Annotated in this window: 14 protein-coding genes; 3 read left to right on the top strand and 11 right to left on the bottom strand. The window is 65.3% G+C overall.

Features of this window, described 5'->3' with window-relative positions:
- Positions 1–60: 60 nt before the first annotated feature.
- From F3H35_RS00175 to F3H35_RS00185, 3 genes are read left to right on the top strand one after another with little or no spacing between them, the layout of a single operon-like run.
- A complete protein-coding gene (locus tag F3H35_RS00175) occupies positions 61–789 on the top strand; it encodes an energy-coupling factor ABC transporter ATP-binding protein (protein WP_394852300.1) in 729 nt (242 codons plus the stop codon).
- A complete protein-coding gene (locus F3H35_RS00180) occupies positions 770–1,375 on the top strand; it encodes an energy-coupling factor transporter transmembrane component T family protein (RefSeq protein WP_149777663.1) in 606 nt (201 codons plus the stop codon). Before F3H35_RS00175 ends, F3H35_RS00180 begins: the two co-directional genes overlap by 20 nt.
- Positions 1,376–1,405: 30 nt before the next feature.
- On the top strand, positions 1,406–1,951 hold the full coding sequence (locus F3H35_RS00185; RefSeq protein ID WP_149777664.1) for a biotin transporter BioY: 546 nt from the start codon (positions 1,406–1,408) through the stop codon (positions 1,949–1,951).
- Positions 1,952–1,976: 25 nt separating this feature from the next.
- Here F3H35_RS00185 and F3H35_RS00190 read toward each other — a convergent pair whose 3' ends face one another.
- The 11 genes from F3H35_RS00190 to F3H35_RS00235 all read right to left on the bottom strand — a co-directional run bounded on the left by F3H35_RS00190 (position 1,977) and on the right by F3H35_RS00235 (position 12,392).
- Entirely contained in the window at positions 1,977–2,300 is a 324-nt protein-coding gene (locus tag F3H35_RS00190) for a cupin domain-containing protein (RefSeq protein ID WP_007816860.1), read from the bottom strand.
- 195 nt (positions 2,301–2,495) lie between these two features.
- Positions 2,496–3,869, bottom strand: coding sequence for a sigma-54-dependent transcriptional regulator (locus F3H35_RS00195; protein WP_149777665.1), 1,374 nt, complete (start codon positions 3,867–3,869; stop codon positions 2,496–2,498).
- Positions 3,866–4,003, bottom strand: coding sequence for a hypothetical protein (locus tag F3H35_RS18725; protein WP_188129820.1), 138 nt, complete (start codon positions 4,001–4,003; stop codon positions 3,866–3,868). The genes F3H35_RS00195 and F3H35_RS18725 overlap by 4 nt, the downstream gene beginning before the upstream one ends.
- Position 4,004: 1 nt before the next feature.
- Positions 4,005–5,342 (bottom strand): c-type cytochrome, encoded by a 1,338-nt coding sequence (locus F3H35_RS00200; RefSeq protein WP_149777666.1) that lies wholly within the window; start codon positions 5,340–5,342, stop codon positions 4,005–4,007.
- Between the two features lie 3 nt (positions 5,343–5,345).
- Positions 5,346–6,569: a formate dehydrogenase subunit gamma gene (locus tag F3H35_RS00205; protein ID WP_149777667.1), complete on the bottom strand. Its 1,224-nt coding sequence runs from the start codon at positions 6,567–6,569 to the stop codon at positions 5,346–5,348.
- Between the two features lie 119 nt (positions 6,570–6,688).
- The gene (fdh3B, locus tag F3H35_RS00210; RefSeq protein WP_007816854.1) at positions 6,689–7,282 is read right to left on the bottom strand and encodes a formate dehydrogenase FDH3 subunit beta; all 594 of its coding nucleotides are present in this window, start codon (positions 7,280–7,282) and stop codon (positions 6,689–6,691) included.
- A 12-nt stretch (positions 7,283–7,294) separates the two neighbouring features.
- On the bottom strand, positions 7,295–10,207 hold the full coding sequence (locus tag F3H35_RS00215) for a formate dehydrogenase subunit alpha (protein WP_149777668.1): 2,913 nt from the start codon (positions 10,205–10,207) through the stop codon (positions 7,295–7,297).
- Between the two features lie 115 nt (positions 10,208–10,322).
- On the bottom strand, positions 10,323–10,514 hold the full coding sequence (locus F3H35_RS00220; protein WP_007816850.1) for a ubiquinol-cytochrome c reductase iron-sulfur subunit N-terminal domain-containing protein: 192 nt from the start codon (positions 10,512–10,514) through the stop codon (positions 10,323–10,325).
- Between the two features lie 50 nt (positions 10,515–10,564).
- Positions 10,565–11,176 (bottom strand): TorD/DmsD family molecular chaperone, encoded by a 612-nt coding sequence (locus F3H35_RS00225; RefSeq protein WP_149777669.1) that lies wholly within the window; start codon positions 11,174–11,176, stop codon positions 10,565–10,567.
- The gene (locus F3H35_RS00230) at positions 11,173–11,853 is read right to left on the bottom strand and encodes a DUF3306 domain-containing protein (protein ID WP_149777670.1); all 681 of its coding nucleotides are present in this window, start codon (positions 11,851–11,853) and stop codon (positions 11,173–11,175) included. Before F3H35_RS00230 ends, F3H35_RS00225 begins: the two co-directional genes overlap by 4 nt.
- Positions 11,850–12,392 (bottom strand): DUF3305 domain-containing protein, encoded by a 543-nt coding sequence (locus F3H35_RS00235; protein ID WP_149777671.1) that lies wholly within the window; start codon positions 12,390–12,392, stop codon positions 11,850–11,852. Before F3H35_RS00235 ends, F3H35_RS00230 begins: the two co-directional genes overlap by 4 nt.
- Positions 12,393–12,477 lie beyond the last annotated feature (85 nt).

The raw sequence follows: 12,477 nt of genomic DNA on the forward strand, positions 1-12,477 counted from the left end.
AGTCCGTGGCCGGCGCGATATTGCACCGGTTCAGCAGCGTTCGGGACGCGGGACAACAGGATGACGCCAGACAGCACAGCGATGGGACCGGTGCGCCTGACGGGGGTAAGCCACGGCTTCGGCGCCCGCACCGTGCTGCGCGACCTGAGCCTGACGCTGTCCGAACGGCGGATCGGCATCGTGGGGCGCAACGGCTCGGGCAAGACGACGCTGTCGCGGCTGATCGCGGGGCTGATCGCGCCCGATGCGGGACAGGTCACGGTGGCGGGCGTGGATGTCGCCCGCGACCGCAAGGCCGCGATCCGCACGGTGGGCATCCTGTTCCAGAACCCCGATCACCAGATCATCTTTCCCACCGTCGAGGAAGAGCTGGCCTTCGGCCTGCGCCAGCTGGGCCATGACAAGACCGCCGCGCGCGCCGAGGCGCATGCGATGCTGGCGCGGTTCGGGCGCGCTGACTGGTCCGAGCGCCCGGTGGCGACCCTGTCGCAAGGCCAGCGGCATCTGGTCTGCCTGATGTCGGTGCTGGCGATGGCGCCGCGCGTCATCGTGCTGGACGAGCCGTTTGCGGGGCTGGACCTGCCGACGACGCGGGCGCTGCGGCGCTATCTTGATGCGGTACCGGCACAGGTGATCCATGTCTCGCACGACATCTCGGCGCTTTCGGGCTATGATCGGGCGATCTGGCTTGAGGGGGGCGGTGTTGCCGCCGACGGCCCGGCCGAGGCGACGCTTGCGGCCTATCTGAAGGCGATGGAGGCGCTTGGCGATGCTGACGCTGACCTCTGAGATCCGCACACCTTATCACCGGCTGCGCGCCGGGGCCAAGCTGGCCGCGCTTTGCGCCGCGACGGTTGCGCTCTTCGTGCTCGACAGCGTCGCCGCGATGATGCTGGCCAATGCGGCGGTAGCGGGGCTTTACCTCGTGGCGGGGTGGCGGTTCCTGCACGCGGGGCTGGGCCTGCTCAAGCCGGTGTGGTTTTTCGTGGCGCTGGTGCTCGCGTGGCATGGGCTGACCGGCGATCTGCGGGCGGGCACGGTGATCGCACTGCGGCTGATCGCGGCGGTGGCGCTGGCCAATCTGGTGACCATGACCAGCCGCTTCGACGATCTGGTCGAGGTGGTGATGTGGGGGCTGTCGCCGCTCAGACGGCTGGGGGTCAGAACGGCGCCCATCGGCTTTGCCATCGTGCTGGTGGTGCGCTTCATCCCCGTGATGCTGGACAAGGCCCGGCTGCTGATCGACGCCTGGCGCGCGCGCAGCCCGCGGCGCCCCGGCTGGCAGGTGGCGCTGCCGATCACGCTGGTGGCGGTGGATGACGCCGAACATGTCGCCGAGGCGCTGCGCGCGCGCGGCGGATTCGATATGGATTGAACAGGACTGACAAGGAAGGGAACAGGACGCATGGAACGACAGGTCACACTCATCGCCCTTTTCGCGGCGCTGATCGCGGTGCTGGGGCTGGTGCCGAAATTCACGCTGGCCTCGGGGATCCCGATCACCGCGCAGGGCATGGGGATCATGCTCTGCGGCACGATCCTGGGCGCGCGACGCGGCGCGCTGGCGGTGCTGCTGTTTCTGGGGCTGGTGGCGCTTGGCCTGCCGCTTCTGGCGGGCGGGCGCGGCGGTCTGGGCGTCTTTGCCGGGCCGACGGTGGGCTTTCTGATCGGCTTTCCGATCGCGGCCTTCGTCACCGGGTGGATCATGGAACGGATGCGCGGCGCGCCGGTCTTTCCCGCCGCGATCTGCGCGGCGGTGATCGGCGGGATCCTGGTGCTCTATATCCCCGGCATCCTCGGGATGGTGGCGATGCTCGATCTCACCGTGACCCAGGCCACGCTGTCGATGGCGCCGTTCATCCCCGGCGATCTCATCAAGGCAGGTCTGGCGGCAGCGCTGACCGCGGCGCTTTACAAGGCGCGCCCCGCCAGCGTTCTGTCGCGCGCCTGAGCCTGCAGCCCTTTAGCCGCAGGTCTCAGCCTTTGTCGAGTGCAGCGAGATCGAGCCCCTGCTTGAACTCCAGCTCGACAAAGGCCATGGGCGCCGTGCCGCCATTGATGACGTTATGCTCCACGCCGACGGGCCGGTGATAGGTCCGGCCCGGCGGCAAGCTCACCTCATTGACGCTGCCATCGGGCATCTCGAGATGCATCTCGCAGGCGCTCAGTGCCACGATGACGTAATCGAAGCCGTGCACATGCCAGCCGGTCTCGGCGCCCGGTTCGAAATCGAACCTTGTGATGCGGTGGCTGTCATCATCGGCCAGGGTCGTGGGCTGCGCCTGCGGGCGGTCGGACATCGGGTCGGCTCCTTGCAGATGGACTGTCGCCGCAAAGCCTAATGCACCGGGTTTCTTCTGGCCAGAAATATCCCGGGGGAGTCGTTGAAATCCCTTCAGGATTTCAACGGCGGGGGCTGGCCCCCACCCGCGCGCCCATGGCGCGCAAACCCTGCCGCGCCAAAGGCGCGTCCATCGCAATGCCCGACCTCGGGTCTAGACGCCCCAGCTCGCGCATTTGCGGTCGATGGTCTTGCGCGACACGCCAAGGCGGCGGGCGGCCTCGGCGCGGTTGCCGCCGCAGGCGTCGAGCACGTTGAGGATATGGCGCTGCTCGACCAGCTCCAGCGTCTCGATGGCCTCGGGGCCGGTGATGCGCCCCTCGCCCGAAAACTCTGCCGGGAAGGCGCCGAGAATCACCGAGCGTTCGATCAGGTTGCGCAGCTCGCGCACATTGCCGGGCCAGTCGTAGCGGCTGAGCTTGAGGAACACCTCTTCGTTCAGCTCCAGCGCCGGCAGGCCGAGCGCGCGGGAAAACTCGCTCATGAAATAGGCCGCAAGCTCGACGATATCCTCGGTGCGGTCGCGCAGCAGCGGCATCTCGATGCGGAACACGTTGATCCGGTGGTAGAGATCGGCGCGGAAGCGGCCTTCGGCCACGGCGGCGTCGAGATCGGCATTGGTCGCGAACAAAAACCGCAGGTTGAGCGGGATCTCGCGCTCGGCGCCGGCGGGGCGGATGCGCTGATCTTCGAGCACGCGCAACAGCGTGGCCTGCGCCTGGACGGGTAGTTGCGCCACCTCGTCCAGAAAGAGCGTGCCGCCATCGGCATGCAGGAACAACCCTTCCTTGAGCGGCTGGCCGTCCTGCAGGACGCCGAACAGCTCTTCGGAGATCTTGTCGGGCGAGATGGCGGCGCAGTTGACGGCGACGAAGGGCGCCTCGGCCCGGTCCGACAGGCCGTGCAGCGTGCGCGCGGCCACTTCCTTGCCGGTGCCGCTGGCGCCGGTGAAGAGCACCGTGGTGCGCTGCGGCGCCACCTTGGCCAGCATGTCACGCACGTCCTGCACGGCGGGGGACTGGCCCAAAAGACGCCCCCGCGCGCTGATGCCGCCTTCGGAGAGTTCATGCTTGAGAAGGTAATTCTCGCGCCGCAGATATTTGCGGTCGAGCGCGCGCGCCACGGCATTGAGGATCTGGTTGGCGCGGAACGGCTTGAGCACGAAATCCGCCACCCCGGCGCGCAGCGCGCGAATGGCGGTGTCGAGATCGGCATAGGCGGTGATCAGGATCGCATCGGCAAAAAGCCCCACGCGGCGCTGCTCATCGAGCCAATCCAGACCGGCGGTTTCGGGCATGATGTTGTCGAGGATGATGAGATCGAAATGCGCCTGATCCAGCAGGTCCGACGCCTCGCGGGCCGAGCGCGCCTGTTCGACGCGCTTGCAGCGCGGCGTCAGAACCTTGGTCAGGAAGTTGCGCATTCCCGGCTCGTCATCGATCACGAGGATCGAGGCGACCTCGAGATTTTCGCCGTAATCGTCATCGGGCCGGGTGGCGCCGCTTGTCTGAACGCCGGCGACGGTCATTCCGACGCGTCATCGAGCCGGACGGAGTCGCTGGCAAAGGTCTGCCCGCTCGAGAAGCCCATCTCGCCGAGAATGTAGTAACCGGCGATCGAGATCACCACGGTGGCCGCAAAGGCCGCATACATCGCTTTCATCTCAGTTCTCCTTGTTTGGGCCCGCATCTGGGGCCGTATCCGGAGCCGTCGCCGAACGAAGGAAGGCGATCAGGTCCTGGCGGTCTGTCTCGGCCCGGATAACCTGCATCGGCATCCGGGACCCTGGTATGTAGTGGTCGGGGCCCATGTCGAACAGGGCATCAATAGTGTCGTCGGACCAGATGATGTCCGATGTGGCAAGGATGTCGGAATAGGGATAATCCGCGATCGCCCCCGCCTTGCGGCCAAAAAGATCATAGAGCGTCGGCCCCGCCTTGCGCGAGGGCGGCGGGGTCAGCGCGTGGCAGATCGAGCATTTGCGCATGAACTGCCGCTCGCCATTGGGCATGGTTTCAGGGTCGCGCAGGAAGCTTTGCCGCTGAGAGCTTCCGGCGGGATCGAATTCATCGAGCAGGGCAACGGGCCAGGAATAGACCACATCATCAAGCCCGCCTGCCAGGATCGAGGCCCCGTCGGCGGAGAAATCCAGCGCCCAGACCGGGCCGCGCTGCATGGCGCGGAAATCGCGGGTGATGCGCCACGTGCCGGTGTCAATCATCATGATATAGCCATGCCCGTCGCCCACCGCCATTTGGCTGGTCGCCTCGTGATGCGCCATTGCCAGCACTGGGCGCCGCTCGAGCGAGAAATCGTAGAGTTGCTCCCCGCTGACCGGGTCGATCACCCGCGTGACGCCATCGACCGCACCATAGGCCAGCCAGGCATCGTTCGGACCCAGCACAAGCCGGTTCACGCCGAAGCCCTGATCGGTCAGAACCCGGTCCTCGCCCGAGGCCACATCCCAGACGCGGATCGTACCATCGGCGGAGGCCGAAAAGAGCCGCGCGCCGTCCGAGGCGAAGGTCACGGCATTCACCCCCGATCCATGGCCGCGCAAGAAGCGCGGCGCACCGTCAGGCGCGACAAGCGGCCAGAGCCCGATGGAACCATCCCAACTGGCCGAGGCCAGAAGGGCGCCATCCGGCGAGACCGACAGCCCCGCGACCTTGCCCTGATGCCCGGTCAGACGGCTTGGTGTCCCGGCATCAAGGTCCCACAGGATCACGTTGAAATCATCGCCCCCCGATGCCGCACGGTCAGGCGCGAGGAAAAGCACCGTGTTCACGGCGGCGTCATGCCCTTCGAGCCAGCGCGGATCGCGTCCCTGCCAAAGCCCCACGGAATTGTCGAAGCTGCCCGAGATCACCCGGCCCGTCGCAGGATCGACCTGCACCCCCATGATCGGGCCGCCATGGCCCTTGAGCGTGGTAAAGTCCTGACTGGCGGCCGGGAGGGCCGCCAGCACAGACATGAGCAGGCCTGAGACCAGCGCGCGCATCCCTTATTCCGCGGGAGTGGGCGCCTTGCCGGGTGCGGGCGCCTGGCCTTTCTGCTGAAGCTCTTCGAGCCACAGGCCATGGTGTTCCCGCGCCCATTGCTCTTCGACCTCGCCCGAGCCCATGGCATCGAACGCGCCTTCCATGCCGACCGAGCCGATATAGATATGCGCGAGGATGATCGCCATCAGCACGAAGCTTACGATGGCATGCCAGGCTTGGGCCAGCTGCATCTCCTGATGCGGCGGCAGGTCGGTGGGCAGCACGCCCAGACCCACCATCTGCGGCAGGCCGGTATCGTTGAGGATCGCGAAGGTCTTGGCGAACATCGGCAGCTCGAACGGGAAGAGCAGCGACAGGCCCGAAGCCGAGATCGACGCGCCGAGGATGATGACCGACCAGAAGATCATCTTCTGGCCCGCATTGAACTTGCGCGCGGGCGGGTGAACGCCCTTTTTGAAGATCCCGCCGCCCACGGCCAGCCATTTCAGGTCTGTCTTGTTGGGGATATTGTGCACGACCCACAGCACGAAGGCCATGGCCAGCCCCAGCATGAAGGCCCAGGAAATGTTGTTGTGGATCCATTTCGACGCGATCGCGACGGTCGAGAACGCCTCGTGGCCGAACGCGGGAATGATGAACTTGCGGCCCATCAGCGTGATCAGCCCGGTGATGCCCAGCAAGATGAAGGAGCCGGCCATCAGCCAATGCGCGAAGCGTTCGATGAAGGCGAAGCGGGTGACAGTACGGCCGGATTTCTTGCCGTCGATGCGGATCTTGCCGCGGAACAGGTAGAAGATCACCAGCAGTCCGAGCGTGCCCAGAAGGGCGAGTCCGCCATAGGTGATCAGCGGACCTTCGCGGAATTGCAGCCAGGCCATGCCGCTGTCCTGCACCAGCACCTTGGCGACGGGGCCACCGGCCGAGACCTTGATATCGGCCTCGTTGAAGCGCAGATCGCGCCAGACATCGGAATTGGACATGCCGCCAAGCGTGCCGAGAGGGCCGGTCCCGGGGGCGGTGTCGGCGCTGCCGTCATCGGTGCCGCGGCGCCAGCTGTTGTCCACGGCCTCGCCGCGCTGGCGGGCCAGAATATCCTCGAGCGTAGGCGCCCCGCCGGTGGCGGAGCGGTCGATCTGGGGTGTCTCGGTGGCCTGTTGCGCGGTCACGGAGGACACCGGCGCGGCCAGCAGCAAAGACAAGAAGAGCGTGTACAGAAGCCGGGTCATGCGATCTGTCCTGTATCAAATTAAACCATGGTCGGATCGGGCCGCCTGATGCGGCGGCCCGACCTTGTCCGTGTGGCAGTGGATGCGCGAACGCCGCGCATCCCGTGGTCCCGAAGGGATCAGCCGCCCTTCTGCTCGTAGGCGGTGCCCCAGCCCCAGGCGCCGGAGCCGAAGCCCCGTGCGACCACGCGCTCGCGGTAGATATTGGCGACGACGTCGCCATCCCCCGCCAGCAGGGCCTTGGTCGAGCACATCTCGGCGCAGATGGGCAGTTTGCCCTCGGCGATCCGGTTGCGGCCGTATTTCTGGAACTCGGCCTGGCTGTGGTTTTCCTCGGGGCCACCGGCGCAGAAGGTACATTTGTCCATCTTGCCACGGCTTCCGAAGTTGCCTGCCTGCGGGAACTGCGGCGCACCGAACGGGCACGCGTAGAAGCAGTAACCGCAGCCGATGCACAGATCCTTGGAGTGCAGAACCACCCCGTCGGACGTCTGGTAGAAGCAGTCCACAGGGCAGACCGCCATACAGGGCGCATCCGAACAATGCATACAGGCGACCGAGATCGACCGTTCACCGGGCTTGCCATCCTCGATGGTCACGACCCGGCGCCGGTTGATACCCCAAGGCACCTCGTGCTCGTTCTTACAGGCGGTGACGCAAGCGTTGCATTCGATGCAGCGCTCGGCGTCGCAGAGAAATTTTGCTCTTGCCATTCTCTTGTCTCCTTACGCTGGCATGATCTTGCAGAGAGTCGCTTTGGTCTCCTGCATCTGGGTCACAGAGTCATAGCCATAGGTCTGGGCCGTGTTGGTCGATTCACCCAAGACATAGGGGTCTGCCCCGTCCGGATATTTCGACCGCTGGTCCTCGCCCTGGAAATGACCGCCGAAGTGGAAGGGCATGAAGGCGACGCCTTCGCCGACCCGTTCGGTGACCATGGCCATGACCTTGACCTTGCCGCCTTCGGGGCCTTCCACCCAGACCTGCTCGCCATCGCGCACACCAAGGTTGTTCGCATCCCTGGGGTTCACTTCGACGAACATGTCCTGCTGAAGTTCGGCAAGCCACGGGTTCGACCGTGTTTCGTCGCCACCGCCCTCGTATTCCACAAGGCGACCCGATGTCAGGATGATCGGGTAATCCTTGGAGAAGTCGTTCTTCTGGATCGACGCATAGAGGGTGGGCAGGCGGTAAGCATGCCGGTCTTCGTAGGTCGGGTAATCCGCCACCAGATCGCGCCGGTTCGTATAGAGCGGCTCGCGGTGCAGCGGCACCGGATCGGGGAAGGTCCAGACCACGGTCCGGGCCTTGGCGTTGCCGAAGGGCGCACAGCCATGTGCGATGGCAACCCGCTGGATACCGCCCGAAAGGTCGGTCTTCCAGTTGACGCCAGGCACCTTGTCGGCGCTGCCCGCGACCTTTTCGATCACGGCGCGTTCGTCCGCCGTCAGGTCACCGTCCCAGCCAAGATCCATCAGCATCTGCATGGTGAATTCGGGATATCCGTCCTGGATTTCCGAATCCTTCGAGTAGACGCCTTCGGCCAGCAGGTTTTCGCCATCCCGCTCCACGCCGAAACGGGCGCGGAAGGTCAGGCCGCCATCGGCCACCGACTTGGACATGTCATAGAGGTTCGGCGTGCCGGGGTGACGCATTTCCGGTGTTCCCCAGCAGGGCCAGGGCATCCCGTAATAATCACCATCGGCGGGGCCACCCAGAGCCTTCAGCGTCGTCCGGTCGAACGTGTGCTGGTTGGCCATGTGCAGCTTGATGCGCTCGGGCGACTGGCCGGTATAGCCGACGGTCCACATGCCGCGGTTGAACTCGCGGGTCGTGTCCTCGATATTCGGCGTGATGCCATCCGCTTCGAGCTGGATGTTGCGGAACATCCGGTCATGGAAGCCGAACTTCTTGGCGAAGAGACCGATGATCTCGTGGTCGGTCTTCGATTCGAACAGCGGATCGATGACCTTTTCGCGCCACTGGATCGAGCGGTTGGACGCCGTCACCGAGCCGTAGGTTTCGAACTGCGTGGTGGCCGGCAGCAGGTAGCAGCCATCGGTCCGGTCATGCAGCACGGCCGAGACGGTCGGGAACGGATCGACCACGACAAGCATGTCGAGCTTTTCCATCGCCGTCTTCATCTCGGTCATACGGGTCTGCGAGTTGGGCGCGTGGCCCCAGAGCACCATCGCACGGACCTTGTTGGGCTGGTCCATGTTCGCGGTGTCTTCGAGGACGCCGTCGATCCAGCGGCTGACCGGGATACCCGACAGGTTCTGCAGGGATTTTTCCTTGCCGTCCTTGCCGGTGATCTTGTCGAAGCGTGCCGCCAGCCATTCGGGATCTTCGCCCCAGACGCGAGCCCAATGCGCCCACGAGCCTGCGGCCAGACCGTAGTAGCCCGGCAGCGTGTGCGACAGAACACCAAGGTCCGTGGCGCCCTGCACGTTGTCATGGCCGCGGAAGATGTTGGTGCCGCCACCCGACACACCCATGTTGCCAAGAGCAAGCTGCAGGATGCAGTAGGCGCGGGTGTTGTTGTTGCCGTTGGTGTGCTGCGTGCCGCCCATGCACCAGATCACGGTGCCGGGACGGTTGTTGGCCAGAGTACGCGCGACGCGCTCGAGCTGGCTGCCGGGGGCGCCGGTGACGCGCTCGACCTCTTCGGGGGTCCACTTGGCGACTTCTTCCTTGATCTGGTCCATCCCCCACACGCGGGTGCGGATGAATTCCTTGTCTTCCCAGCCATTCTCGAAGATGTGCCACAGGATGCCCCAGACCAGAGCCACGTCCGAGCCCGGACGGAACCGGACATATTCATCGGCATGTGCGGCCGTGCGCGTGAAGCGCGGATCGCAGACGATGAGAGGCGCGTTGTTCTGTTCCTTGGCCTTCAGCACGTGCAGCAGCGAGACGGGGTGCGCCTCGGCAGGGTTGCCGCCGATGATGAAGATCGCCTGGGAATTGTGGATGTCGTTGTAGGAGTTGGTCATGGCGCCGTAGCCCCATGTGTTCGCAACGCCCGCAACGGTGGTCGAGTGACAAATCCGGGCCTGGTGATCCACGTTGTTCGTGCCCCAGTAGGCCGCGAACTTGCGGAACAGGTAGGCCTGTTCGTTGTTGTGCTTGGCGGAGCCCAGCCAATAGACGCTGTCGGGGCCGCTTTCTTCGCGGATCTGCATCATGCCGTCGCCGATCTCGTTGATCGCCTGTTCCCAGCTGATGCGCTTCCACTCGCCGTTCTCTTTTTTCATCGGATACTTGAGACGACGCTCGCCATGCGCGTGTTCACGCACCGACGCACCCTTGGCGCAATGGGCACCGAGGTTGAACGGGCTGTCCCAGCCGGGTTCCTGACCCGTCCAGACGCCGTTCTGCACTTCGGCGATGACCGTGCAGCCGACCGAGCAATGGGTGCAGACCGATTTCAGGGTCTGGACCGCGCCTTGCGCCGCGGTGGCGGCGCTGGCTTTCGTGACGGTGCCACCCATGGCACCGATCGCGGCAAGGCCACCGATGGCCAGACCGCTGCCGCGCAGAAACGCGCGGCGGTCGACGGATTTCCCGGCGACCTCAGACAGGATACTTGTCCGCTGGGGGCGTCTCGCAACCCCGTTGGTCTTTTTCCTAAGCATGTTTTCATCTCCTCCCGGGCGCGCCCCAAGGGGCTTGCTGGGTACTAAGGTTGATCACCGGACAGTCGGGCGTCACGCAACCGGTCGCCGGCATGGATGGGTGACCTTGTCCGGTTCAGAACCGGGCAGAGTCGAGATAGGCACGCGTATGCGCGGTGTCCTGAATCCGGCTGGATGCAAGATCGGGCTCGGCCGCTTCGGCCTGCCCACCGGTCACTGCCGTCACGACCGCAACAGCGGGCGCGCCGGAGGCGGCCAGTTTGAGAAAATCGCGACGGCTGGCGCCATCCTCGGTTTTCTTCGACATGAGAGTCCTCCTCTCGTTGGTGATGGCGGTTGCCCGCCGGGTCATGCGGATCACTCCGCGCTCATTCGGAAGCCTTGGGCCTCGATCTCCATGAAGACCCGGCCGACAGCGCCGACCGAGGCATAGAGAACCGAGTTCTTTGCAGCCTCCAAATCCGTGAAGAAATGCCCGGCCCAGGGGCCGATATGCTTGTTGTAGAACGTCTTTTGATCGGCCAGCGACGCGGGCTTGCCGAACCGTCCGGTAATCAGGCCCGCCATCATCTCCATCAGCGAGGCGATGTTGTCCTCGGGCTCATAGACATTGGGGGCGCGGGTCATGCCGCGCGCGGCCATGTCGCGGCGCAGGGCGGCCAGCGGTTTTTCGTTCAGGAACCCGGTCAGGTAATAGCTGGCATAGGGCAGAAGCTCGCCCCGGCCCAGACCGATGAACAGCGCGTTGAACTCGCGTTCGACAGCGGGTTCCTGCGTGTGGCGCGCGATGCGCGACAGCGCGGCGATGGCGGTGCCGAGGTCGGTGTCGTCACCCGACAGGCGCGCGGTCTGGTCGAGCAGGCCCTGATTGGGCGGACCGGCCAGCAGCACACCGAGATAGTCGTAAAGATCGGCGCGCAGCCGGTCTTCTTCGAGGATGGCGTGGCTCACTGCTGCTTGCTCCGTCACTGTGATGCTCCCGTCATGTCAAAGCCCTGACCGGCCGATGCCCGGTCATCGAAGGAAAACCGCAAACGTCGGCGCGGCGGGGCGGCAGGCTCGGGGCCGTTTTCCTGCCAGACATACGCCTCGCCGTGCTGATCGGGGTCGTCGTCTTGCTCGGTGTCGGCCTGTGCGGTCTCGGCATATGTTTGCGCGGCGTCGTCGGCGGGCTCTTCGGCGGTGGCGGCGTCGGTCGTATCTGCGGCCTCGGCGATGTCGGCTTCGGCGGCGGATTTCTCATCGGCCTGACGGGCCAGTTCCTCGACATGGGCCATCATGCCCTTGCCCACCTGATAGGCGGTCTGCAGGTTCTCGAGCACGGTGGCGCTGTCGGTGAAATCCTCGCCATAGTCGATCAGGCCATCGAGATTGGCCAGCGCCGGGTTGGACAGCCAAAGCCGCCGCAAGGCGCGGCGGCGGATCCGGTCGGGCACGGCCTTTTGCATGAAGGCGCGGAAATCGGCGCCCGGCTCGAGCGTGTCGGGATCGGGCAGGCCCAGTTCCTCGAGGATCTCGGCATCGGGCTTTTCCGCAAGCTCCTGCTCGCGGGCGGCCTCTTCGGCGGCCAGCGCGGCGCGGGCCTCGGCCTCCTGCTCGGCCTGAACCCTGGCCTTGCGGCGCGACCAGAAATCACCCCGGCTCATTGCATCCGTCCCTTGCGCTGCAGCGCCGGCGAGCGGAAGACATCGCGCATCTGGTGAATGCGCGGATCGCCCACACCATCCTCGACCACATCGATATCGACGCGGTCGCGGCGGCGCTTCTTGAATTCCTCTTCGACATGGTGGGTATCGACGAACTCGCTGACCCAGGCCAGCAAGCCTTCGGGCATGGCGACCTTCTCGACGATCTCTTCGCCGCTGTCGCAATAATCCTGAGCCTCATAGGGCGAGGCGGTGACCAGCAGCACCTCGAAGGGCGCCCCTTCGGTCGACGCGGTGGCGCGCAGCACGACGTAGATGCAAGGCACCTGAGCGGCGAGGCCGTGGACATAGGCATCGGTGTCGGCGCCGTGCAACTCGAGTGTGGGTGTCGCGGCATGGTATTCGGTCACGTCCCCTTCCGAGCGCAGCACACGCCAATCGGCCGGGCCGGCACCGGGCAGCACGGCCACGGCTTTCCAGGCCCAGGCCGCCCAACGGGTCGCGCCCGGCGTTTTCCGGATGACAACGCCAAGCGGCATGCTGGCGTATCTCGACGGATTGTGAACCACACCGATCCTCCCCAGTTTCGGTAGCCCATAGACTGGTACAGTTTCCGGACCACTC

Origin of the sequence: Roseovarius litoreus (assembly GCF_900142765.1) — a bacterium.
GTDB lineage: Bacteria > Pseudomonadota > Alphaproteobacteria > Rhodobacterales > Rhodobacteraceae > Roseovarius > Roseovarius litoreus.

Bases quoted from the DNA above. Each gene is read 5' to 3' on its own strand.
- F3H35_RS00175 (WP_394852300.1), top strand. From the start codon at position 61: ATGACGCCAGACAGCACAGCGATGGGACCGGTGCGCCTGACGGGGGTA.
- F3H35_RS00205 (WP_149777667.1), bottom strand. From the start codon at position 6,569: ATGACCCGGCTTCTGTACACGCTCTTCTTGTCTTTGCTGCTGGCCGCG.
- F3H35_RS18725 (WP_188129820.1), bottom strand. From the start codon at position 4,003: ATGAAAGCGATGTATGCGGCCTTTGCGGCCACCGTGGTGATCTCGATC.
- F3H35_RS00200 (WP_149777666.1), bottom strand. From the start codon at position 5,342: ATGCGCGCGCTGGTCTCAGGCCTGCTCATGTCTGTGCTGGCGGCCCTC.
- F3H35_RS00230 (WP_149777670.1), bottom strand. From the start codon at position 11,853: ATGAGCCGGGGTGATTTCTGGTCGCGCCGCAAGGCCAGGGTTCAGGCC.
- F3H35_RS00220 (WP_007816850.1), bottom strand. From the start codon at position 10,514: ATGTCGAAGAAAACCGAGGATGGCGCCAGCCGTCGCGATTTTCTCAAA.
- fdh3B (WP_007816854.1), bottom strand. From the start codon at position 7,282: ATGGCAAGAGCAAAATTTCTCTGCGACGCCGAGCGCTGCATCGAATGC.
- F3H35_RS00180 (WP_149777663.1), top strand. From the start codon at position 770: ATGCTGACGCTGACCTCTGAGATCCGCACACCTTATCACCGGCTGCGC.
- F3H35_RS00235 (WP_149777671.1), bottom strand. From the start codon at position 12,392: ATGCCGCTTGGCGTTGTCATCCGGAAAACGCCGGGCGCGACCCGTTGG.
- F3H35_RS00195 (WP_149777665.1), bottom strand. From the start codon at position 3,869: ATGACCGTCGCCGGCGTTCAGACAAGCGGCGCCACCCGGCCCGATGAC.
- F3H35_RS00190 (WP_007816860.1), bottom strand. From the start codon at position 2,300: ATGTCCGACCGCCCGCAGGCGCAGCCCACGACCCTGGCCGATGATGAC.
- F3H35_RS00215 (WP_149777668.1), bottom strand. From the start codon at position 10,207: ATGCTTAGGAAAAAGACCAACGGGGTTGCGAGACGCCCCCAGCGGACA.
- F3H35_RS00185 (WP_149777664.1), top strand. From the start codon at position 1,406: ATGGAACGACAGGTCACACTCATCGCCCTTTTCGCGGCGCTGATCGCG.